11 protein-coding genes are annotated in these 23,948 nt (G+C 73.2%); 4 read left to right on the top strand and 7 right to left on the bottom strand.

Annotated features, from left to right (window positions below; all coding sequences use genetic code 11):
• Nucleotides 1–21: 21 nt before the first annotated feature.
• Nucleotides 22–522 (top strand): SigE family RNA polymerase sigma factor, encoded by a 501-nt coding sequence (locus tag DMB42_RS00190; RefSeq protein WP_125629413.1) that lies wholly within the window; start codon nucleotides 22–24, stop codon nucleotides 520–522.
• Entirely contained in the window at nucleotides 519–1,826 is a 1,308-nt protein-coding gene (locus tag DMB42_RS00185; RefSeq protein ID WP_125629411.1) for a hypothetical protein, read from the top strand. Before DMB42_RS00190 ends, DMB42_RS00185 begins: the two co-directional genes overlap by 4 nt.
• Before the next feature lie 125 nt (nucleotides 1,827–1,951).
• Here DMB42_RS00185 and DMB42_RS00180 read toward each other — a convergent pair whose 3' ends face one another.
• The 3 genes from DMB42_RS00180 to DMB42_RS00170 are packed head-to-tail and all read right to left on the bottom strand — an operon-like array spanning nucleotide 1,952 to nucleotide 5,680.
• Nucleotides 1,952–2,500 carry a DUF5825 family protein gene (locus tag DMB42_RS00180; protein WP_125629409.1) on the bottom strand — a complete coding sequence of 183 codons (549 nt, stop codon included), beginning with the start codon at nucleotides 2,498–2,500 and terminating at the stop codon, nucleotides 1,952–1,954.
• 34 nt (nucleotides 2,501–2,534) lie between these two features.
• Nucleotides 2,535–3,794: an MFS transporter gene (locus DMB42_RS00175; RefSeq protein ID WP_125629407.1), complete on the bottom strand. Its 1,260-nt coding sequence runs from the start codon at nucleotides 3,792–3,794 to the stop codon at nucleotides 2,535–2,537.
• Nucleotides 3,791–5,680, bottom strand: a complete 1,890-nt coding sequence (locus tag DMB42_RS00170) for a RiPP maturation radical SAM C-methyltransferase (protein WP_125629405.1) — start codon at nucleotides 5,678–5,680, stop codon at nucleotides 3,791–3,793. Before DMB42_RS00170 ends, DMB42_RS00175 begins: the two co-directional genes overlap by 4 nt.
• Before the next feature lie 516 nt (nucleotides 5,681–6,196).
• Here DMB42_RS00170 and DMB42_RS00165 point away from each other — a divergent pair.
• Nucleotides 6,197–7,381, top strand: a complete 1,185-nt coding sequence (locus DMB42_RS00165; RefSeq protein WP_125629403.1) for a hypothetical protein — start codon at nucleotides 6,197–6,199, stop codon at nucleotides 7,379–7,381.
• Between the two features lie 71 nt (nucleotides 7,382–7,452).
• Entirely contained in the window at nucleotides 7,453–8,784 is a 1,332-nt protein-coding gene (locus tag DMB42_RS00160) for an adenylosuccinate lyase family protein (protein WP_125629401.1), read from the top strand.
• Between the two features lie 461 nt (nucleotides 8,785–9,245).
• On the opposite strand, the gene DMB42_RS00155 is transcribed toward DMB42_RS00160, so the two are convergent.
• The 4 genes from DMB42_RS00155 to DMB42_RS00140 form a co-directional block, all read right to left on the bottom strand.
• Nucleotides 9,246–9,464, bottom strand: coding sequence for a hypothetical protein (locus DMB42_RS00155; protein WP_125629399.1), 219 nt, complete (start codon nucleotides 9,462–9,464; stop codon nucleotides 9,246–9,248).
• Between the two features lie 191 nt (nucleotides 9,465–9,655).
• The gene (locus DMB42_RS00150; protein WP_125629397.1) at nucleotides 9,656–10,630 is read right to left on the bottom strand and encodes a threonine/serine dehydratase; all 975 of its coding nucleotides are present in this window, start codon (nucleotides 10,628–10,630) and stop codon (nucleotides 9,656–9,658) included.
• The gene (locus DMB42_RS00145) at nucleotides 10,627–18,813 is read right to left on the bottom strand and encodes a non-ribosomal peptide synthetase/MFS transporter (RefSeq protein WP_125629395.1); all 8,187 of its coding nucleotides are present in this window, start codon (nucleotides 18,811–18,813) and stop codon (nucleotides 10,627–10,629) included. Before DMB42_RS00145 ends, DMB42_RS00150 begins: the two co-directional genes overlap by 4 nt.
• Nucleotides 18,810–23,666: a non-ribosomal peptide synthetase gene (locus tag DMB42_RS00140; RefSeq protein ID WP_125629393.1), complete on the bottom strand. Its 4,857-nt coding sequence runs from the start codon at nucleotides 23,664–23,666 to the stop codon at nucleotides 18,810–18,812. Before DMB42_RS00140 ends, DMB42_RS00145 begins: the two co-directional genes overlap by 4 nt.
• Between the last annotated feature and the right edge of the window lie 282 nt (nucleotides 23,667–23,948).

Raw genomic sequence — 23,948 nt, 5'->3', positions numbered from 1 at the left:
TGACTACCGAAGGGACGACAAGTGGATGACGAACCCGGCTTCGACGACTTCGTGGCAGAGCATACGGACGCGTTGCTCCGCTACGGATACGTCCTGACCGGAAACCCTCATGACGCCGCCGACCTGCTCCAGGAAGCCCTGGTACGGCTGTGCGGCGCCTGGCCGAGGGTGAGACGCAAGGACAGCCCGCACAGCTACGTCCGGACCACGATGGCGCGGTTGCACATCAGCGTCTGGCGGCGTCACAGGCGTGAACGTCTCAGCGGAGAGCCGCCGGAGCGGGCCCACCACGAAGTCTTCCCTCCCGACGAGGAACAGGATCTCTGGGAAGAGCTGGCCGCGCTGCCCCGCAGACAGCGTGCCGTGCTGGTGCTGCGCTACTACGAGCAGCTCAGCGACGCCGAGATCGCCGACGTGCTCGGCATCTCTCCCGGAACCGTGCGCAGCCAGGCCTTCCGGGGCCTGGACAAGCTGCGTTCCTCCCTGTCCTCCGCACCGGCGACCCACAGGAGCATGCGATGACCGATCTGGAAGACAAGCTGAGCCGCGCCCTGTCCGGGGCGGCGCATCGTGCCCCGCAGGCGCCGGCCGGGCTGGTCACGACGGTCAAGACGCGCCATCGCCGGCGGCGGGCGCGGGCCGCGGCCGTACGCGCGGCAGCGGCCGTGGTCCTCGTGGCGGGCGGGACGGGCACGGCGGTGAGTGCACTGGGCACGGCGGCCGAGCCGCCCCCCGCGGCGAGCGCGACCGGCGGGGCCGAACCGTCGGCGGACAGGATTCCGCCGCCCGTCGAGAAGGTGTGGCCGCAGGCCGTGCACAAGATCCCGGCCAAGCTGCCCGACGGCCGTGCGTACGAGCCGCAGCTGCTCCTCGACGATCGCACGCTGCTGGTCATGACGGGTGTGACGGACGGGAAACGTCCGTTCCTGTGGACCTACGACCTTGTCACCGGGCAGCCCAGGCAGATCGCGGAGATCCCCCCGACGAAGGGATCGGCGATCTTCGCCGACGACGTCGCCGCCGGTGGCGGCAACATCGTGTGGTGGGCGTCCTACAAGGAGCCGGGCGGCGCGCGGGTCGCCCGGATCTGGACGGTGCCGGCCGCCGGTGGCCGCCCTCGGCCGGTGACCGACGTCCCTCTCGGGAACGTCATGAAGCAGGGGCACATCAACGGGCTGACGGTGACCGGCGCGGACGTGGCCTTCGCCTACGAGAAGGGCGGGGTCTACCGGGTGCCCCTGAGCGGGGGTAGGCCGCAGCCGGTGGAGGGCGCCGAACGGCACCAGATCCTGCGATGGCCGTGGGTGGGCGTCCTCCGGAAGAAGGCGCTCTTCCGCGAGCTGCTCAACGTCGAGACCGGTGAGCGGCGCGACGCCGTGGTCAAGGCCGACGAGGAGGTCAGGTGCGACGTCGACCGGTGCGTGGGCATGGCCGTGCGATACGAGACCGTCAAGGTCGAACACCGCGACCGCTCCGGCAAGGAGATCAAGTGCCCTACTCGCCGGTGCCCGGACACGGCGCAGATCCCGGTCATTCTGCGTAGCTTCGTCCGCGACCGCGACGGCTCCCACGAGCGCCGCCTGCCGGCCACCTTCCGGCCGGGCGACGGCGTCCGCCTGGAACGCTTCTTCAGCGTCATGCTGATGGTGCCGGGGCAGCGGGGCGTCCCGGCGCTGTACGACGCCGACACCGGCAGGTCCGCCGACCTCGGCATCCGGCCCGACGCGAAAGGGGCCATGGCGCTCCCCGACGGCGGCCTCGACCGGCTGATGACCTACCAGATCAAGGACGAGATGTACGTCCTGGACCTGGCCGCGATCAAATAGAGCCCGCCCGCACCGACCTGAGCGCGCCCGACCAGGCGATGACCTCGTCCAGCAGCTCGACCAGCGTCGACTCCTGGGCGTGCGCGTGTTCCTGTACGGCTACCACCGCTGACCACGGCGGACGTTCAGACGCTGTAGGCGGGGATGGGCCAGGCGGGCAGCCGGTACGGCAGGGTCACCGCGTACCCGCCCGCCGCCATCATGAGCCCCGCCTCGGCGAGGTGGCGCACCGCGGCGGGCAGCGGGCTGCGTTCGATGTCGATCACGGCTTGCCCGGCTTCGAGCGCGTCCACCAGGCGCTCGTCGGTGATGACCATCCTGAGCGGCTTCCGGTGCAGGCTCCTGCGGTCGTGGACGATCCTGAAACCGGGGCCCTTGCGCAGGAAGTACACCCCCTTCTTGTACGCCGTCCGCCACCCGCCGAACTGCTCGCCCAGCTCCGCGCCGAGAGGCGCGAGCGGCGGCGGCACGTGGGTCAGGGCGTTCGCGACGGAGGGGTCGGAGCAGCGCCCGGTCCAGCGGACGCTCGTTCCGCACGCGGCGCAGTCGCGCAGGAAGCGCACCGCCTCCAGCAGTTCCTCCGGATGCCCGGGGTCGAGGCGGATCTCCTCGGGAACGTCGATGACGTGGCCGGGAGGGAGCCGCAGGAGTTCCGGCCGGCTCGGATAGCGCATGGTGTCGGCTCCGACTTCGTTCGCGGCTCGCCGGTCAAGGCAGCCGTCGCAGGTGACGCATGGGAGAGAGGAAGTAGGGGATCCAGGCGGTGGCCGTGATGGCGGCGGCCACGTAGAGGGCCTCGCGCACGCCGGCGAGCTGGCCGATGGTGCCGGCCAGCGCCGCGCCGAGCGCGGTGGCGCCGGTCAGCGTGAAGCGCATGGTGGCGTTCATCCGGCCGAGCAGGTCGCCCGGGGTGATGCGCTGGCGGAAGCTGACCAGCAGGACGTTGTACATGCCGCTCTGGTAGCACACCACCAGCCAGGCCGCCATCGAGATCCACTGCCAGGGCCCCCGGCCGGCCGAGGCGACGAGCACCGCGAACGGCATGATGACCAGGCCGAACATCCACAGGACGCGCCCTTCGCCGACGCGTCGCGCGAGCCGGTGCCCCGTGTACGAGCCCAGCAGCGCACCCGCTCCGCCCGTCGCCATGAAGAGGCCGAGCGCCCCGGCGGGGAGCGCGAGCACCCGCTGGTAGAGGATCGGCATCAGCGTCAAGGTCATGAGCGCGCCCACGTTGGAGACGGCGCCGGAGACGGCGATCGGGCGCAACATCTCGTGCGTGAAGACGTACCTGAGCCCGCTCATGATCCCGCTGGTCATGCGCTGCTTCTCGGCGACGGGCTCGGGCGTGCGTCCGATGAGGGCGATGACCGTGCCGGACCACAGGTAGCTGAGCGCGTCCAGGACGATGACGACGGGCGCCGTGACCAGCTGGATGAGCAGGCCGGCGAGCGCCGACCCGGCGATCCCGTTGCCCTCCCTGAACGACGAGAGGACGGCGTTGGCCTCCGCGAGCCTCGCGGGCGGGACGATGGAGGGCAGGAAGCTCTGCGACGAGACCGAGAAGAACAGGGTCAGCGTGCCGTTGACGAACGCCACCGCGTACATCTGCGTCAGCGTGAGCCCGTCGAGCAGCCAGGCGACGGGGATGGAGAGCAGGACGAGCGCGCGGCCGAAGTCCGCGACGACCATCAGCGTCCGGCGTGACACGCGGTCGACCAGCACCCCCGCGGGCAGCCCGAACAACATGAACGAGATGGTGGTCAGCGTGCCGAGCAGGCCCATCTGGGCCGCGTTGGCGTCGAGCAGGCCGAGCGCGGTCAGCGGGATCGCGAGCGCGGTCATCGGCGTGCCGAGCGTGCTGACCGCGGACGCGGCGAAGACCCGGCGGAAGTTCCGGTTCCGGAGGATCGAGCTCTTCTGTCCGGCGCCGGGGGAGAGGGACGCTTCCGCCTGGCCCGCCATCATCGGGTTCCGGCGCCCGCGTTCGCCGGTTGCGGGCGGGCCGGCGCGACCCCGGGACGTTCGGCGGTCGCGAGTGCCACGTAACGCCCGGCTTCGGTGAAGACGAGCCCTGCCGCCACGAACTCGTCCAGCCACGTGGCGAGCCGCGGCCCGCAGGCCAGGCCGTGGGTCTCGCGCAGGTACGCCTCCAGCGACTGCGGAGTCCGTCCCCGGTCCAGAGCCTGGTACGCCTCGGCCCGTCCGCCGGGGGCCAGCACGTGATCCTGGACCGGCCAGCCGGCCCGGCGGTCGCGGATGACGAGGTGATCCCCGGACCTGGTGACGACGAGCGTGCTGTTCCCCGTGTCATGTCCGGCCCGCCACGTGTCGACGGCGGCTCCTACGCGCTCCACCGTCTCCTCGCTCACCCCGTGCAGCGGGCTGTCGAAGAGGTAGACGAGCTGTTCGAGCTCGGCACGCGGCAGGTCGTAGACGATCTCGAAGACGCGGGCCGGTCCGGCGTTGACGAATCCCAGCTCGGGGCGCTCGAAGTAGGGGCTGAACCGCTCCAGCGCCACCCGGGAGACGCCCAGCGGCGGTTGCAGGTGCACCAGGGCAGGGAACTGGCCGATGAGGGCGTCGTACTGGCTTTCGTCCTCCTTGGGGAAGCCGCAGAGCCAGTTCCATTCGACGGTCAGGCCCTCCTGCTGGCAGTCGCGCAGCAGGCGGACGTTCTGCACACCGGTCACGCCCTTGTCCATGAGCCTCAGCGTGTCGCTGCTCAGGCTCTCGATGCCGGGCTGGATGTTCACCACACCGGCGTCGCGCAACGTCCTGACCTGCTCGACGGTGAGATTCGCCTTGACCTCGCAATGAATGCGCAGGTCCCAGTCCAGCTCCGCCAGGCGCGGCAGGAACTCGTTGAAATACTTCATGTCCAGGATGTTGTCGGCCAGGGATATGTCCAGCACCCGGTGTCTGCGGACCGCCGCGTCGAGCTCGTCGACGAAGTCTCTCTGTGTCTTGCTGCGGAACTTCATGGCCGAGCCGTTCAGGCCGCAGAAGGTGCAGTGGTGCTTCTCACCCCACCAGCAGCCGCGGGACGACTCCAGCACGAGCTCCGGTTCGACCCAGGCGCCGATGCCGGTCGTGCCGAGCGTTTCGAAATACTCGTCGTACCAGGGGTGTCGTACCGATTTCATGAGCAGCGGCGCGGCCGTGCTGGGATTGGTGACCGACCGGCCGTCTCCGGTGCGCCAGCATAATCCGGGGATCCGCCTGAGCATATTCTCGTCCGCGGCCCGCACAGCCTCGACGAGCTGCCGGAATATATGATCGGATTCGCCTCTGGCGACAATGTCGACGAACGGGAAATTGTTATGGATCGCGGCGCCCTGGGAGCCGTCGCAGTTGGCCCCGCCGAAGATTATCGTGGTTTCCGGCCGGGCCTTCTTGAGAGCGCGGGCGAGGGCCAGGGAAGGCACGTTCTGCATGAACGTGGTGCTGAATCCGATCACGTCGTACGCTTCGGCGGTCAGCCGTTCGCAGAGGTGCTCGACGAAAGCCGGGGCGAGCCGCGCCATCGTGACGAGCAATTCGCCGTCGAGTCCGGAACCGTCGCCGAGATGGGCGAGGAACTCCTGCTCACGCCAGCCCGGGGTCTGGTGCAGCGCGCCGGCGAACACCCACTCGCCGGCTCCGGCGAGGTATCTCTCGGCGACGTCGTTGTAGTCGTCGGGCGTGATCGCACCGCCGGTCTCGGCCAGGAGGAACCGGGCCCACTCCAGATTCGCGTAACACTGCGACATCCGGCATCCGTCGATGTCGCGGCCTATTTGGGTGAGGATCCCCGCGCCGAGGGACGGGCGGTGCAGAGAAGCCCAGGGCATGACGACCAGCAATGCCTTCACGGTATTTCCGCACCACCCTTGCGTCGCACACCCTGGGCCTGTCATCGGCGACCGGCGGTACGGATCAGCCCTGCGCCATGATCGCGTGCGGGGCGACCGTCTCGGTCGTCTCCTGTACCTGGACGATAATGGCGGCGAACTCCGAATTCTGCATGGCTGCCTCCCAAGGCAACTCTGACTGCCATACCACGGGCGTGATTCACCCGGGCATGCTTGAGGTCATCCTGCATGCCATGATCATTGCTGTCAAGGATGTGAAAAGGGAATGTCGAATACTGTGAGTTCGCTCCCCGCTCTGCTACATTACAGCCCGCTCGGGGTTCCAGTCGGTGGAGGTTCGCCATGGACAGCGTCACTGCCGCCTATATCGCAGAGTGTCTCGACCCGGCCGGTCGCCTGCGGCATGTGATGGATCGGGCGCCATTTCCCACTGACCAGATCGCTTTTTATAAAAATAGTCTGCTGGCCCGTCCGCTCTTCGGTGACAAAGCGGAACTCGGCGATTACGCCACAGCGTTGACGGAGTTGCTCAAGCTCCTCACCGAGCTTCCCGACCGGCTCTTCGACGGAGATCTCGACCGTTTCGCCGCGGTCCTGGGAGTGACGGGAGAACTCCGGGAACTCGTACGACGGCTGCCCGGCCCGCCGTCCCTGTACGGCCGCGCCGACCTCTACCACGACGGCACCTCGTTCAAGCTTCTCGAGTTCAACGTCGGCAGCCCGCTCGGCGGCACGCCGAGAGCGGAAACGTGCAGATACCTGCTCAGGGACCGGCACTTCCGCCGGTTCGCCGAAGAGCACGGCCTGACCTACGTCCGCACCGGAGAACACGTGGCCCAGGCACTGCGCGCCGCCGCCGAGCCCGTGACCGGCGCGGCCACCCCCGTGATCGGCATCGTGGAGAGCGCCGGCGGCATCGAGCGGCATTCTGTCAGCTTCCAGGCCATCTCCGGCATGTTGCGGTGGCTCGGGTTCGAGGTGGTGCTCGGGGACGCCGGCCAGGTGACGGAAGACCGCGGTCGAGTACTCCTGCGCGGGAAGCCGATCGACGTGGCGCTGCGCTACTTCACCGGCTACGAGCTGGTCGCCGGCGGGCAGGACGTCGAAGTGCTGCTGCGCGCGCACGAGGAGAAGCGGGTGGTCCTCTGGACGACCATGCTCAGCGACCTGTTCACCAGCAAGGGCTGCCTGGCCCTGCTGAGCGAGGAACGGTGGCGCGGCTCGTTCAGCGAGGAGGAACGGCGGCTGATCGACCGGCTCCTGCCGTGGACCAGGACCCTGTCGTCGGAGCACGTGACGATCGACGGCGCCGAGGTCGATCTCATCGGCCACTGCCTCGCCCACCGGCGGCAGCTCATCGTCAAACCCTTCGCCGAGTACGGCGGGGCCGGCATCGTGCCCGGATGGGAGGTCTCGGCCGGGGAATGGGAACGCTGCCTGAGAGAGTCCCGTGGTGGCGGTTTCGTCGTCCAGCGACGTGTGACCCCCCGTACGGAACCGGTCGTGGACCCGGGAAGCGGCGAGATCCAGGAGTACGAGGCGGTCTGGGGCGTCTTCGTGGCCCCGACCGGCTACGCGGGCACCCAGATCAGGGCGGCGCCCCGGCAGAGCCGGGCCGTCATCAACATGGGCGCCCAGAGAAGCGCGCGGGCCGCCCCCGTGTTCGAGTACCCCGGTGACCGTGAGGGGCAGGCGATGTGAAGGCCCGGCCGACCGCTGCTCCCCCCTCCGATTGCACGCACTCCCGTAGCCACATCACCGATTCCGCCTCCATGGGCTCGTGCTACTCCACCGAGGCCAGCCATCGGATCTTCTGCGACCTGTGCCGCTACCAGCGCTGGCTGGACATCGAGGCGGCCATCGCGAGCACCCAGGCCGAGCTGGGCCTGATCCCGGGCTGGGCCGCCGAGGGCATCGCCCGGCACGCCCGCGTCGACCGCCTCGACCTGGACCGGGTGCACGCCGAACGTCAGCGGACCAGGCACTCGCTCGTCGGCCTGCTGAACGTGTTCGCCGCGTCCTGCCCCGGCGGAGCCGGCGAGTTCGTGCACTACGGCGTCACCACGCAGGACGTCCAGGACACCGGCCAGGCACTGGAGATGCGGGACGTGCTCGACGAACTGGACGGGTTGCTGCGGCTGCTCGTCGACCGGCTGGCGGACCTGGCCGAGCAGCACGCCGACACCGTCGCCCTGGGCAGGACGCACGCTCAGCCGGCGCTGCCCATCGGGTTCGGGCTCAAGGCGGCTTCCTGGGTGGATGAGCTGTTACGGCAGGCCGAACGCCTCGCGGCCCTGCGTACGCGAGTTCTGGCCGTGCAGCTCTTCGGCGCGGTGGGTACCTCGGCCTCCTTCGGTCCCCACGGCCGCGAGCTGGCCCGCGGGCTGGCCGCCCGGCTCGGCCTGGAGACGCCGCTGATGGCCTGGCACGCCGCCCGCGACCGGGTCGCCGAGTACGTCATGACCCTGGCCCTGTGCACGGGCACCGCCGGGCGCATCGCCGACGAGATCCGGATGTTGTCGCGCCCGGAGTTCGGCGAGCTCGAACAGGCGTGGGAGTTCGGCATGGTCGGCAGCAGCACGATGCCGCACAAACGTAACCCCGAGGAGTGCGAGCAGATCGTCGTCATGTCCAGGCTGGCCGCCGGTCAGGCGGTGTCGGCCATGGCGGTCATGGGTGGCGAGCACGAACGGGACTCGCGGGCCTGGCGAGTGGAATGGGCATGCATTCCCGACATTTCGCACTATTGCCTGTGTGCCTTCCAGACCCTGGCAGCGGTCGCCGACGGCATGACCCCCCGTCCCCACGCCATGGCCGCCAACCTCGAACGGGTCAGGGACCAGATCGCCACGGAAGCCCTGATGCTGGCCCTGGCGCCCCACCTGGGCAAGCAGACGGCGTACCGGCGGGTGTACGAGCTCAGCCAGCAGGCGCAGAGCACCGGCCGCGAGCTCCAAGCCGTCCTGCGCACGCAGCCGGACCTGCGATCGCTGGTGAGCCCCGCCGAGCTGGAACGGATCTTCGACCCCCGGTACCACATCGGCGACTCGGCGTCGATGACGCGCGACGTGGTGAAGGCGGCGCGCGACTGGCTGAGCGGGTAGGCCGGTCGTCGTGGAAGCCGACCCGGTGCGTCCTGACACACCTCTTCCCGGCTCGTTCAGGGGCGGCGTGATCAGTGTGCGGGTGTTCCGCTGATGGGTGATGCCGGAGAAGGCCGCAGACGATGAACATGGGGTCGATCGCATGCCGCCACTCCGCCTCGGCTGCCTTGATCCGGGCCTTCGCTTCCTGGCTGCCGTCCGTCGCGCCCTCCAGGATCCGGATCAGCGCGTTCCAGGCTCGCCAGTAGGCGCCGTAGATCGTGCGCCGCTCCTGCCACAACTGCTGGTCGCGCTCGAACCCCCGGGCGTGTTCGGCGTTGCGCGTCTGCCGGCGGTGGGTGAGGGCGGTGGTGGCGATCTTCATGACGGCCGTGGTGGGGCTGGGCGCCCCTGTGCGGACGGCGGTCGGGAACACCCGGCATACGGCGCCTTCGCGGCCTCTTCGGCCAGGTCGGCTGTGGTCAGCGGCGTCTCTCCAGTACGGCAGCCTCGATGCGGAACAGCACGCCGATCACGCAGGCGCCCACCGCCACCACGGCCGGGGACAACGACGGAACGCCGTCTCCGATGAGCGTGGCGAACAGACCGAGCCCGACTCCGAGCGCCAGCGCGGAGTTGCCGAGGACGAGGGCCTGGTCGGCGCGGTTGTGGGACGCGTTCGTTTCCTCTGGCTGTGTCATGGCGGTGAGTGTCGCAGGCGGAAATCAAGATCCGATTGCGGATGAACCTTCTGTCACCCGACTGCCGTTTTGTCGTTCTCATCCCGGGGACATGGCGAAACCCCTGGCGGACAGGGTGATCATCACGATCACGTCCGTCACGACCAGGGGTCTTGCCATGTCGTTCCGTCGGCTGCCGCCGACCGGCGGGATCACGTGCTCCGGGCCAGGGGCTCCTTCCTGGGCTCCGTGGTGATCGCGACGTTGCCGCCGGACAGGATCGCGACCACCGGGCCCGGCGGCAGCTGCGCGTGGTGGGTGAGGTAGGCGGCCGTGGCCACCGCGCCGCTGGGTTCGGCGCGTTCGCCCAGTTCCCGCCGGAGCAGGTCGGCGGCGGCGTCGATGGCGTCCTCGGTCACGGTCACCATGTCGTCCACGTACCGGTTGATGTGCTCCCACGCCAGCGCGCCCAGCACCGGCGCGCGCAGCCCGTCGGCCCGTGTGCGGTAGGTCAGCTCCACCGGCCACGCCGTCCGCGTGCCGGACCGGAAGCTGGCCACGCCGTCGGCGGCCAGCTCGGGCTCGACGCCGATCACCCGGATCGCCGGGTCGGCGGCCTTGACCGCCACCGCGATCCCGGCGAGCAGGCCGCCGTTGCAGACGGGCACCAGGACGGCGCCCGCGTCCGGCAGGTCCGGGCAGATCTCGGCCCCGGCGCTGCCGTGCCCGGCGATGACGTCGAACGCGTCGGAGCCGACCACCGTCGCGCCGAACCGGTCGGCCAGCGCCAGGCATGCCTCCTCCCGCAGGGCGGGCGGCACGATCACCACCTCGGCGCCGAGCCGGCGCGCGGCGCGCACCTTCAGCTCCGGCGCCGTGTCCGGCAGGACGACGGTCGCCCGCAGCCCCTGTTCGGCGGCGGCGTAGGCGATGGCCTGGGCGTGGTTGCCCGACGACTGCGCGATCACGTGCCGGACGCCGTGCCCGGCCAGGCGGCCCACGGCGTTGACCGCGCCGCGCACCTTGAACGAGCGGGTGGGCTGCCGGTTCTCCGGCTTGACCCAGAGCCGTTCGCCGGGCAGTCGCAGCAGCGGCGTGCGCCGCACGTACGGCGCGATGCGGTCGCCGGCCACCCGGATGTCGGCCGCGGTGACGAGCCCCGTACGCGCCGTGTCTTCGGCGTTCATGCGCTCAGCACCCTCTCCTGGATGGCGTCCAGGTCGGCCGCGGCCTCCGACGGCGGCGCGGCGTCCGGGACGAGGTCCTCCAGGTGATGCAGCGGCCGGTGCCGCAGCCCCAGCAGCCCCCACACCAGCAGGAACACGCCGCTGGCGAGCAGCACCGCGCCCGCGCCGCCGCCGGGCCCGCCGGCGAACCCGCCGGCCCAGTCCGCCAGCGGCCCGGCGGCGAGGAAGCCGATGGGCTGCATGGCCGTGGCGATCATGATGTTCACCGCGAGCACCCGCCCCTGCAACTCCGGCCCCACCTTGACCTGGATGATCGACAGCCAGTGCGCGTTGCCGATGCTCATGCACGCCAGCCGGACGAACAACCCGGCCGCGACCAGCCACACGACCGGCCACACGCCCATCAGCACCACGCCGACCCCGGACCCGATCACGAAACCGATCATCCCGGTGGCCCGCCGCCTTGTGCCGCCCCACACCAGCACCACGCCGGTGCCCACTGCCGCGCCGACACCGCCGACGGCGGTCACCAGACCCAGGTCCGCCGAGGTGCCGATGGCCAGGACGACCGGGGTGACGAGCACCCACATCAGCGCGGTGCAGAAGTTCACCACGGCGAAGTAGAGCGCCATCACCAGCAGCGGACGCCGCCTGCGCAGGAACCGCCACCCGCCGGTGAGCGCCGCCGTGAACGTCTCCTCGCGCCGGTGGAACAGCCGGTCGGGGAAGCGCACCAGCAGCAGCGTCAGCACGCCGACCGCGAACGTGGCCACGTCCACGGCCACCACGGCCGACAACCCGAACAGGCCGATCAGCGCGCCGCCCGCGAGCGGCGCGATCACGTTGCCCGCGCCGAAGCCCACGTTCGCCAGCGCGTTGGCCTGCGGCAGGTACGGTTTCGGCACCAGTTGCGCGATCGCCGCCAGCCACGCGGGCTGCTGGAACGCCGACACGACCGAGGTCACGCCCACGATGAGGCAGACGTTCCAGAACTCCAGCCGCTCGGTGGTCAGCAGCAGCACCAGCGCCACCATGGCCAGCCCGGACAGCGCGTCGCAGGCCAGCATGATCCTGCGCCGGTCCACCCGGCCGGCCAGCGCGCCGCCCAGCGGGGTGAGCAGCACGGCCGGGATCTGCGCCAGCATCGTGACCAGCGCCAGATCCAGGATCTCGCCGCTGCGCTGGTAGGCCCACACGCCGAGCGCGAACGAGCTCAGCGCCGTGCCAAGCGCCGAGACGATCTGGCCGCTCGCGACCGTGTAGAAGGGCCGCAACCTGGTGGCTTCGGGCGGGCGTACCGGGTCGGGCAGCGTTCCGGCCGCCCAGCGGGTCAGGTGCGCCAGCACCAGCGCGGCCAGCGGCTCGGCCTGGTGGCGCAGGAAGTAGTGACCGGCCCTCGGCAGCACGGCCCGCTCCACCCGCGGCGCGAACGCCGCCCACTCGGTGTAGCGCTCCTCGTGCAGCTCGGTGGCGCGGTCGCGTTCCCCGACCAGGCTCAGGATCGGGGCGCGCAGCGGCGTCCCCTCGCCGGCCAGCTCGTGGCCGAACCACTCCTGCGCCTGGTCGGCGTCGTGCCGCATGGCGCGTACGGCGGTGCGCTTGGCGGCCTCGTCCATGTCGTCGAGCAGCCCGCCGGAGGCACGCAGCGCGTCGCGGAACATCCGGTCCGACACCCAGCGGTCGCCGCCGAACAGCCGCCTGACCAGCCCGGGAAGCCGGGCCGCCGGGAAGCTCGCGGCGGCGATCACGCCCAGCACGGGAACGCCGTCCGCCTCCAGCCGGCGCGCCAGCGCGACGGCGGGCGCGGAGCCCACGCAGTGGCCGTAGATCGCGACCGGGCCCGACGCGGTCGCCGCCACCTCGGCGGCCAGCACGTCCACCAGCTCCTCCAACGGCAGCGGCAGCTCGTCCGGGCGGGCGGGGTCGTGGCCGGGCAACTCGGCCGACAACACCTCCACCCGGTCGCCCAGCGCCTGGGCCAGCGGCTGGTAGACCGCCGCCGACCCGCCGCCGTACGGCACGCACACCAGCGTGAACTCGGCGGTCCGGCCGCCGCCGAGGCGGTGCAGCAGCCCGCCGGTGTCCTCGCGGCCCAGGAACGCGGCCAGCTCGGCCACGGCGGGCCGGGTGAACAGGTCGATCACCCGCAGCCCGCGGCCGATCTCCTTGACCGCGCGCACCGCGGCGAACGAGTCGCCGCCGAGGGCGAAGAAGTCGTCGCCCGCCCCCACCCGCTGCACGCCGAGCACCCGGGCGAACGCCCCCGCGACCAGCTCCTCGTTCGGCGTCGCGGGCGGCGTGTACGCGGCCTGCTCCGCCACCGGCTCGGGCAGGGCGGCCCGGTCGATCTTCCCGTTCGGGTTGAGCGGCAGCCGGTCGAGGGCCATGACGTGCGCCGGCACCATGTAGTCGGGCAGCCGCTCGCGCAGCGCCGAACGTACGGCCGCGGCCTCCACGGTCGCGGGCGTCACCCATGCGGCGAGCTGCCTGGCCTTCCCCTCGCCGACGGGCAGCACCACGGCCTCGGCGACCTGCGGCAACGCCCGCAGCGCGGTGGTGACCTCGCCCAGCTCGACGCGGTAGCCGCGTACCTTGACCTGGTCGTCCACCCGGCCGCGGAACTCGATCCGCCCGTCGGAGGTGACGCGCAGCAGGTCGCCGCTGCGGTAGCAGCGTCCCTCGGCGGTCAGCGGGTCGGGGACGAACCGCTCGGCGGTCAGCTCGGGCCGGCCGATGTAGCCGCGGGTGACCCCGGGGCCGCCGACGACCAGCTCGCCGGGCACGCCGGGCGGCACCGGCCGCAGGCTCGCGTCCACCAGGTGCCCGTACACGCCGGGCAGCGGGCTGCCCAATGGCACGATGCCGGTCCGCCGGTCGGCGGGGATCTCCTCGGTGTCGCACACCAGGCAGATCATCGTGGACTCGGTGTGGCCGTAGTGGCTCTGGATCCTGAGGCCGGGCCGGGCGGCCCTGGCCCGCTCGACCAGGTCCCACGGGCACGCCTCGCCGGCCAGGATCAGCAGCCCGCGCGGCAGCACGGCGGCCAGGTCGCCGCCCGAGGCCAGCAGCTCCAGATGGCTCGGTACGCACTTGACGACGTCCACCTGGTGCTCGGCCAGGTAACCGGCGAACGCGGCCGGGTCCATCGCGGTCTCGCGCGGCACCAGGTGCACCGTCCCGCCCGTGGTCAGCGCGCCGAACACGCAGGTCAGGCCGAAGTCGGCGGCGGGCGTGGAGACCACCGCGAACGACCCGCCGGGCACGCCGATGCGCGGCAGCATGCCGCCCAGGTAGTTCAGGACGCCGCCGTGCTCGGCCGCCAGCGCCTTGGGCGTGCCGGTGGACCCCGACGTGAAGATCACGTGGTGCAGGTGCTCGGGCCGTACGTCGACCTCCGGACGGGTGTCCGGCAGGGACGGGGGCCGGTCGAGCGCCAGCACCCGCCTGCCGTCCCCGATCAGCGGCGCGAACTCGTTCACCGTCACCACGGCCCGCACCCCGGCGGCCTCCAGCATCGCGGCGATCCGCGCCGCCGGGTACGCCGGGTCCATCGGCAGGTAACCCCCGCCCGACTTCTGGATGCCGAACAACGCGCACGCCAGGTCCGCGCCCGGCTCCAGCAGCACGCCGACCGGCTCGTCGGCCCCCACCCCGGCCGCCAGCAGCCAGTGCGCGATCCGGTTCGCGGCCGACTCCAGCTCCGCGTACGTCAGTGCGCGGTCGGCGCCCACCACGGCCGGCGCGCCGGGGGTCCCGTCCACCCAGCGCTCGATCAGGTGGTGCACCGCCCCGGCGGGCGGCTCGGGCGGCGGCCCGCCGTCCACGGCCGGGCCGGTCACCGGCTCCAGCGGCACCGCGCCCACCGGCGCGTCCAGGTCGGCCAGCAGCCCGTCCAGCAGGGCCGCGTACCAGCGGGTCAGCTTGGCGGCGGTGCCCGGCTCGAACAGGTCGGTCCGGTAGGCGAGCCCGCCGCGCAGCGGCGCGCCCGGCCCGTCGTCCACGACGTGCCAGCTCAGGTCGAACTTGGTGGTCAGCTCCGGCAGGTGGATCTCGGACGCCTCCAGACCGGGCAACTCCGGCCCGGCCCCGCCGGGGATGTAGTTGAGCATCACCTGGAACAGCGGCGTGGCCGCCAGGTTCCGCTCCGGCCGCAGCCGGTCCACCACCCGGTCGAACGGCGTGCCCGCGTGCGCGAGCGCGCCCAGCGCGGACTCCCGCGCGCGGGCCAGCAGGTCGCGCCCGGTCGGGTCGCCGCCCACGTCGGTCCGTACGACCACGGTGTTGAGGAAGCAGCCCACCACGCCTTCGGTGTCCGGGTGGTCGCGGCCGGAGACCGGCACGCCGACCGCGACGTCCGCGCTCGCCGACAGCCGGGCCAGCAGCGCCTGCAACCCGGCCAGCAACACGATGAACGGCGTGGACCGGTAGGCGGCGGCCACCGCCCTGACCCGTTCGCTCAGCCCGGCCGGCAGCTCCAGGTCGAGCGCGGCCCCGCCCGGGTCGGGCACCGCGGGACGCGGCCGGTCGGTGGGCAGGTCGAGCACCGGCGGCAGGCCGTCCAGGTGCCCGGCCCACCAGTCCAGGTCGGCCGGGTCGGGGACCGGCGACACCTCGGCGTACTGCGCCGGGGGCGGGTCGAGCGGGGGGCGCAGGCCGAGGCGGGCGGCGTACAGGGCGGACAGGTCCGACAGCAGCAGCCCGCGCGTCCAGGCGTCGGTGGCGATGTGGTGGAAGGTGAGGGAGAGCACGTGCTCGTCGTCGGCCCCAGGCTCGCCGACGGTGAGCAGCACCGCCCGCATCGGCGGCTCGCGGTCCAGCGCGAACGGCGTCGCCAGGTGCGTGGCCAGCACGTCCTCGACCTCAGGCCGGGTCACGCGCGCGGTGGACACGGGCACCTCGGCGGCGTCCCGTACCACGATCACCGGCTCGGGGCCGGAGTCGTCGACCACGCCGCGCAGCACGTGGTGCCGTTCGGCCAGGTCGCGTACCGCGCCCAGCAGCGCGTCCGCCCGCAGCGGGCCGCGCAGCCGCAACGCCACCGGCACGTTGTAGGCGCTGCTTTCCGGTTCGAGCTGGGCCAGGAACCACAGCCTGGCCTGCACGCCGGACAGCGGCACCGGCCCGTCCACCGGCGCGCGCCGCACACGCGCGGCGGCGGCCGGACGGGGGAGCGCGGCGGCCAGGTCGGCCAGCACCGGGTGCTCGAACAGCAGCCGGACCGGCACCGCCGCGCCCAGCCGCTCCCGCAGCCGCCCGGCCACCCGGGTCGCCGCGAACGAGTGCCCGCCGAGGGCGAAGAAGTCGTCGTCCGCCCACACCTCCGCGAGCCCGAGCACGTCGGCCCAGACCTCGCCCACCAGGCGCTCCCCGGGGGTGCCCAGCGGCACCCGTACGGCGGGCCCCGCCTCGGGCACGGGCAGCGCCGCACGGTCCACCTTGCCGTTCGGGGTGAGCGGCAACGCCTCCAGCACGCCGATGGCGGCCGGCACCATGTAGTCGGGCAGCCGCTCGCGCAACGCCGCCCGCACGTGCGCCACGTCCACCGTGGCAGGCGTCACCCAGGCGGCCAGGCGCCGCTCCAGGCCGTCGCCGACCGGCTGCACGTACGCCTCCGCGACCTGCGGCAGGGCGCGTAACGCCGCAGCGACCTCGCCCAGTTCGACGCGGAAGCCGCGCACCTTCACCTGGTCGTCGATCCGCCCCAGGAACTCGATCAGCCCGTCCCCGGTCATCCGGACCCGGTCGCCGGTGCGGTACCGGCCGCCGGTGAAACGCTCCGCGGTGAGGTCGGGGCGGCCCAGGTAGCCGCGGGCCACGCTGGGGCCGCCGATCCACAACTCCCCGGGCACGCCGGGCGGCAGCGCCCGTCCGGACGGGTCGGCCACCCGGCACACCACGTCGGCCAGCGGCCGGCCCAGCGGCGCCCGGCCCGGGCCCAGCTCGGCCAGAGCCCGGTCCGCGTCGCAGGTCAGCACCGACACCGTGGTCTCGGTGGGGCCGTAGTGGATCTGCACCTCCAGGTCCGGCCGCGCCTCCCGGACCCGCGCCACCAGGTCGGCGGGCACCGCCTCACCGGCCAGGATCAGCAGCTTCCTGGGTAGCGCGGCCGTGCCGAGGAGTTCGAGCTGGCTGGGGACCATCTTGATCGCGTCCACCGGGTGCGCCGCCAGGCGGGCGGCGAACGCGGCCGGGTCGGTGGCCGTCTCGTGGTCGATCAGGTGGAGGGTGGCGCCCGTGGTCAGCGCGCACCACACGTTCGTCATGCCCAGGTCGGCCGCGGCGGTGGAGACCAGCGCGAACGAGCCCATCCCCGCCGGGACGACCTCGGCCACCGCGCCGAGATAGTGCGTGATGTGCCGGTGCTCGACCGCGACGCCCTTCGGCCGCCCGGTCGAGCCCGACGTGTAGATCACGTACGCCAGGTGCTCCGGCCGTACGGCCACGCCGGGACGTTCGCCGGACGCCTCCGCCGCGCCGGCGAGCTCGGCCTCCGTGAGCACGAACCGCGCCCCGGCGTCGGCCGCCACCGCCCGGTTGCGCCGCTCCGGGTAGACCGGGTCGAGCGGCAGGTAGGCCGCGCCCGCCTTGAGCACGCCGAGCATGGCGACCACCAGCTCGGGCCGCCGTTCCAGCAGCACGCCGACCGGCTCCTGCGGGCCTACCCCGCTCGCCAGCAGCCAATGGGCCACCTGGTTGGCGCGGCGGTCCAGCTCCGCGTAGCTGAGCGAGCCGACCGCGAGCGCGTCCGGACGGGTGTCGGCCACCCGCTCGACCAGCGTGTGCAGCGGCACGTCCACCGCCAGGCCGGCGTCCCGGCCGCGCAGGTCGTCGCCGGCCGGCAGCCGTACCGGCGCGTCCGGGGTGGTGAGCAGGCCGTCCAGCAGCTCCAGGTACCAGCCGGCCAGGCGTCGTACGGTGGCCTCGTCGAACAGGTCCGTGCGGTAGCGCAACTCGCCCGAGAACCGGGTGCCGTCGTCGCCGAGCTCCAGGTTCAGGTCGAACTTGGCGGTCGGCGCGGGCGGCGTCCCGGCCACGACCTCCAGACCGGGCAGCGAGACCGGCGTACCGGTGTCGTAGACGTTGAGCATCACCTGGAACAGCGGCGTGACCGCGAGGTTCCGCTCCGGCTGAAGGCGCTCCACGACCCGCTCGAACGGCGTGCCGGCGTGCGCGAACGCGTCCAGCGCCGCCGCCCGCGCCCGCGCCAGCAGCTCCGCGCCGGTCGGGTCGCCCGAGGTGTCGCCGCGCACCACCAGCGTGTTGATGAAACAGCCGACGACCTGCTCGGCGTCAGGGTGGTGGCGGCCCGCGTGCGGCACCCCGACGGCGATGTCGTCGACGCCGGACAGGCGGCTCAGCAACGCCTGCAACCCGGCCAGGAACACCATGAACGGCGACGTCCCCGCCACCGCGCGTACCTTCGCCGACAGTGGCTCGGGCACCTCGATCGCGACCGCCGCCCCCTCCCACGTGGGCACGGACGGGCGCGGGCGGGCGAGCGGCAGGTCGAGCACCGGCGGCAGGCCCGCCAGGTGCCCGGTCCACCAGTCGAGATCGGCGTCCGGCCGCCCGGCCTCCCACGCGGCCACGTCCGCGTACTGCAGGGCCGGGGGAGCGGGGGGCGGTTCCAGGCCGAGGCGGGCGGCGTACAGGCGGGTGAGATCGTCCAGCAGTACGCGTTCCGACCAGGCGTCGGTGGCGATGTGGTGCAGGGTGAGCGCGAGCACGCACTCCTCGTCGCCGAGCCGGAACACCGTGGCCCGCAGGGGCGGCTCGGCGTCCAGCCGGAACGGCCGCCAGGCGTGCGCGGCCAGCTCCCGTTCCAGCTCTGTCCCGTCCACGTCGACCACGGGCACCGGGACGGCGGCGACGGGCCGTACGCGTCCCTCCTCGATGACGCCGCGCAGGATCCAGTGCCGTTCGGCCAGGTCCGCCACCGCGCCGGTGAGGGCGGCGACGTCCACCGGGCCGCGCAGCCGCAGCGTCAGCGGCACGTTGTAGGCGGGCGTGTCCGGTTCCAGCTGGGCCAGGAACCACAGCCGCTCCTGCGCCGGCGACAGCGGCATGTCCGCGGCCGACGTCGCCGGGATGCCAGGGGCGGCGGCCTTCTCCTGCTGCTTCAGCGCGGCGGCGAGCCTGGACCGGACGAGCTCGGCGATCCGGTCCTCACGTACCTCGGTCATCCCTCTCCTCCTTCCATCAGATCGGCGGCCAGCAGCTCCTCCAGCGCGGTGGCGAAGTCGGCGAGCACCGGACGGTCGAACAACAACCGCACGGGCACGGCGACCAGCACCATCTCGCGGAGGCGGCCGGCCACCCTGGTCGCGGCGAACGAGGCTCCCCCCAGGGCGAAGAAGTCGTCGTCGGCCCAGATCTCGGGCCGTTCGAGCACCTCGGCCCAGACGGCGGCCACCAGGAGCTCGGCGTCGGTGGCCGGCGCGACCCGCTCCGGGGCCGGGCCGGTGTCCGGCTCGGGCAGCGCGCCGCGGTCGACCTTGCCGTTGGACAGCGTGGGCAGGGACGGCAGGGCGACCCAGCGGCGCGGCACCATGTGGCCGGGCAGCCGGGAGCGGGCGTGCCGCTCCAGCGCGGCCAGGTCCGCCGTCTCCGGCGCGACGTAGCCGACCAGGTGGGCCTGCGCGTCCGTACCGGCCACGGTCACCGCGGCTTCGGCGAGCTCGCGCAGCACGGCCTCGATCTCGCCCAGCTCGATCCGGTACCCCCGTACCTTCACCTGGTGGTCGCGGCGGCCGTGGAACTCCAGCGTCCCGTCCGGCCGCCAGCGTGCCAGGTCACCGGTGCGGTAGCACCGGCCGCCCGGGGTGAACGGGTCGGCCACGAAGGCGGTTCCCGTCAGGTCCGGCCGCCCCCGGTAGCCGCGGGCCACGCCTGTGCCGCCGAGCAGCAGCTCGCCGACCGCGCCCGGCGGCACCAGCCGCAGCCGCGCGTCGACCACGTACGCCCGCTCGCCCGGCATCGGCGACCCGATCGGCACCCGGTCGCCCTCGTGCGCGCGCACCCGGTGCAGCGTCGAGGTGACGGTGGTCTCGGTGGGCCCGTAGGCGTTCCACAACTCGCCGACGCGCAGCAGGATCTGCTCGGCCAGCGCCGGGTCCAGTGCCTCCCCGCCGGCGACGGCACGCAGCGCCGGGCCGCCCGTCCAACCGGCCGCGATCAGCATCCGGTACGCGGTCGGCACCAGGTCGATCACCGTGGCCGCGCTCGTGCTGATCAGCTCCGCCAGCGCGTGCCCGTCGGTGGCCGTGGCCCGGTCCACCACCACCGACGTGCCGCCGGCGGCCAGGACACTCCACAACTCGGAGGCCGAGGCGTCGAAGCTCAGCGGCGCGACCGCGGGCTGCACATCGGCCGGGCCGAGGCGGAGCGCCGAGATCATCCCGGCCGCGAGGGCGGCCAGGCCGCCGTGGGTGACCTCGACCCCCTTGGGGGCGCCGGTGGAGCCGGAGGTGTAGGTGACGTACGCCAGGTCTCCGGAGCGCACCTCCGGCAGGTCCGCGTGCGGCCCCGCCGCGAGCAGGTCCGCGTCGAGCGTCACCGGCCGGTCGGCGTCGGGTGTCACCGGCCGGTCGGCCTCGGGTGTCACCGGCCGGTCGGCCTCGGGTGTCACCGGTCCGTTCGGGGCGGGGGTCAGCGGTTCGCCGGTGTCGGACGGTGGTGCTGGTTCGAGGGGGGTTTCGCCGCGGGTGAGCACCACGCGGGCGCCCGCGTCCGCGGCCAGCAGGCGCAGCCGTTCGGCCGGGTGCTCCGGGTCCAGCGGCAGGTACGCCGCCCCCGCCCGCCACACACCCAGCAGCACCGCCGGCAACATCCGGTCGCGCGGCACGTGCACGCCGACCACGTCGCCCCGCCGCACCCCGTGCTCCAGCAGCCCGGCCGCGATCCGGTCGGCGCGGTCGTTCAGCTCGGCGTGGCTCAGCGTCGCGCCGTCCGGGCCGACCACCGCGGTGCCCGCCGTGTCCGCTGTGCCTGTCGCGTGTGCCGCGAGCGCCGACGGCACCGGCCGCAGGTCGTCCGGCAGGCGCGGCCCGGCCGCGCGGGCCAGCAACGCGGCGCGTTCGTCCGGGGTGACCGGGTCGAACGCCGCGATCACCAGGTCCGGTTCGGCCAGCGCGCGCCGCAGCAACCACAGCAGCCGGTCCAGGTACGCCCCCGCCGCCTCCCGGCCGAGCAGCGCGACCGCGTACTCCAGGTGCAGCTCGGCACCGGCGGCCGTGCGGTTGACCAGCACGCTGAACTCGTGCACCGCCGCGCCCGAGCCGACCTCGGTCAGCAGTTCGAGGCAGCCGGCGCGGACCGGCACCTCGGCGTGCTGCATGGCCAGCAGCACCGGGGCGCGGGGCAGGTCGGCGGGCGGGACCTCCTGGTGGACCAGCGCCCGCGTGGTGGCCTCCCCGGCCTGCCTGACCAGGTCGCGGAAGGTCGGCGCGGCGTCCGGACGCAGCCGCGCCGGCACCGTGTCGATCAGCGGCCCGACGACCCGGGCCAGCTCCGGCCTGGCGCGCCGCGCCGCGACCACGCCGACCAGCGTGTCCGGCTCCCCGGCGGCCAGGGCGAGCGCGGCCAGGTACACCGCGAACGGGGTCGTGCCGCACGCGCGGGCCAGCGCGGCCACGGCGTCCGTGAACTCCTCCGGCAGCGGCCTGATCACCCGGCACGTCGTCAGGTCGCCGGGCGGCGGCCCCGCCACCGGCGCCCCGGCCAGCTCGCCGCGCCAGAACTCCCGCAGCCGTTCGAGGTCGGGCCGGTCCTCCTGCTCGCGCGCCGCCGCGTCGCCGAGCTGCACCGCCGGCTCGGGTACGGGCTCACCCGCCAGCTCGGCGGCCAGCTCGTCCATCAGCACGCCGACCGAACCGCCGTCGAAGGCGAGGTGGTCGGTCACCAGCACCAGCTCGGCCACGTCGTCCCCGACGGGGCAAAGGCTCGCGCGCAGCAGCGGCACCTCGTTCGTCACGTCGAACACGTGCTCCGCCGCGGCCCTGGCCACCTTCACCGGGTCCGCGCCCGCCGGGTGCTCGACCAGGGGGACGGCGACGGGCGGGTGCACGACCGCGTACGGGACGCCGTCCTCGCCGACGGAGACCGTGCTGCGCAGGGCCTCGTGCCGGCGCAGGACCGCGTCCAGCGCCGGTTGCAGCGGCGCGTTCCCGCTCAGGCCGCGTACGCGCAGCCGGACCGACACGGTGGTGACCGGGCTGTGCGGGTGGAGCTGGCGCAACGTCCAGAGCTCGCGTTGCGCGGCGGTGAGCGGGTGCCGGGTCCGGCCGGTGCGCCGGACCGGCGCCGATCCCGGCTCGCGCAGGCGCGCCGCCAGCCCGGCCGCGGTCGGCTCGATCAGGAACGCCGCCAAGGGCACGGTGTGCCCGAGCCGCCGTGACAACTCGGTCACCACCCGGGCGGCGGCCAGCGAGTGCCCGCCCAGGTCGGCGAACCGGTCGTGCACGCCCACCTCCGGCAGGCCCAGCACGTCCGCGATCACCCCGGCCACCTGGCGTTCGTCGTCCGTGCGCGGCGCGACCGGCGCCGCGCTGCCCGTACGGGCGGCGCCCAGCTTGGGCAGGGCCGCGCGGTCCACCTTGCCCGTGGGGCCGATCGGCAGGTCGCCGGTCACGCCGATCCTGGCCGGAACCAGGTGGTCGGGCAGGCGGTCACGCAGCCAGTCGCGCAGCTCGGGCTCGGTCACGCCGGAGGCGGCCACGTGCGCGGCGAGGTAGGCGATGCCGTCGTCGTCGGCGTGCGCCAGGACGACGGCGCGGCGCACCGCGGGATGGCGGTCCAGCGCCGACTCGACCTCGCCCAGCTCCACCCGGTAGCCGCGGATCTTGACCTGGTCGTCGGCGCGGCCCACGTAACGCAGCTCGCCGTCCACCCATCGGACCAGGTCGCCGCTGCGGTAGACGCGGGTGCCGTCCGGCTCGGCGCCGAACGCCTGTGACTCGTGGCCCAGGTATCCGCGGGTCACGCCGGGCCCGCCGATCCACAACTCGCCCACCTCGCCGTCCGGGACTGGACCGCCGGCGGCGTCGCGCACGCTGAGCAGCGCGCCCGCCATCGCCGCGCCCAGCGGCGGATCGCCCTGCTGGTCGCGGCCCACCTCGAACAGGGTGGAGCCGGTGGTGCACTCGGTGGGGCCGTACATGTTGAGCACGCGGCGCACGCCCGGGTTGGCGTACATGCGCGCGACCAGGGCGGCGGTCAGCCGTTCGCCGCCGGACAACACCATGCGCACGCCGTCCGGCAGCTCGTCGAGGAGCAGCACCGACAGCGCGGACGGGACGCCGAAGACCGTACGCACCTCGTCGCGGGCCGGCAGCGTCGGCAGCGCCAGCACGTTGTCCGCCATGATCACGGTCCCGCCGGCGAACAGCGGCGTGAAGATCTGCGTGATCGAGGCGTCGAAGCAGATGGAGGAGCCGGCCAGCATGCCGCTCAGCTCCTCGGCGGTGTACGCGGACGCCTCCCAGCGCACCAGGTTCAGGGTGTTGCGGTGCTCCACGACCACGCCCTTGGGGCGGCCGGTGGAGCCGGAGGTGTAGATGACGTACGCGGCGTCGCCCGGCTCGGCGAGGGCCTCGGGGCCGTGCGCGGCGGGTGTCACGTCGTCGACGAGCACGGTGCCGGCGCCGGTCAGCGACGCGGTGTCGCGCCTGGTCATGGAGGTGACCACCGCGCTCACGGCGGCGTCCTCGGCCATGAACCGTAATCGCTGGGCCGGGTAGGCCGGGTCCAGCGGCACGTAGGCCGCGCCCGCCTTCAGCACCCCGATCAGCGCGGGCACCAGCCACTCGTCGCGGTCCAGGCAGATCCCCACCAGGTCGCCGCGTCCGACACCCCGCGCGGCCAGGGCCCCGGCGATCCCGTTGGCCCTGCGGTCGAGCTCGGCGTAGGTCAGCCGGTTCGTGCCCGCGACGACGGCGACGCGGTCGGGCGTCCGCCGGCACTGCGCCTCCAACGCCTCGTGGAGGCGTCCGGGCGGGTCTGTGAGAGGGCGGTTCGCGCCCGCCACATCCGTATTCATGTGTCCTCTTTCCAGCAAAGGTCAAACGTGCCCAGGTGGGCGGTCTCGAAGGGGTCCGCTTCCCGGGGCCGGCACACGGGCCCAGGCGAGGTCATCGCTCGGGCACGCGAGGTCGTGCGGGTGGGGGTGTGCGCGCGGGGGTCGTGCGGGGTGGGGGTGTGCGGTGCTTCTGTTCTCTTGGGTCATCTGCTCCCTTCGCCGAAGATCATGGTCGTCCGCTCAACAGCATCGTCGACCCGGCTTGCCACTGACTTGGAACCTGCCATGATCTTGCTTGCACGA

The organism is Nonomuraea sp. WAC 01424, from assembly GCF_003947315.1.
GTDB lineage: Bacteria > Actinomycetota > Actinomycetes > Streptosporangiales > Streptosporangiaceae > Nonomuraea > Nonomuraea spiralis.
Note: the sequence above shows the minus strand (reverse complement) of the source record. Positions and strands in the feature narration are given on the sequence as shown.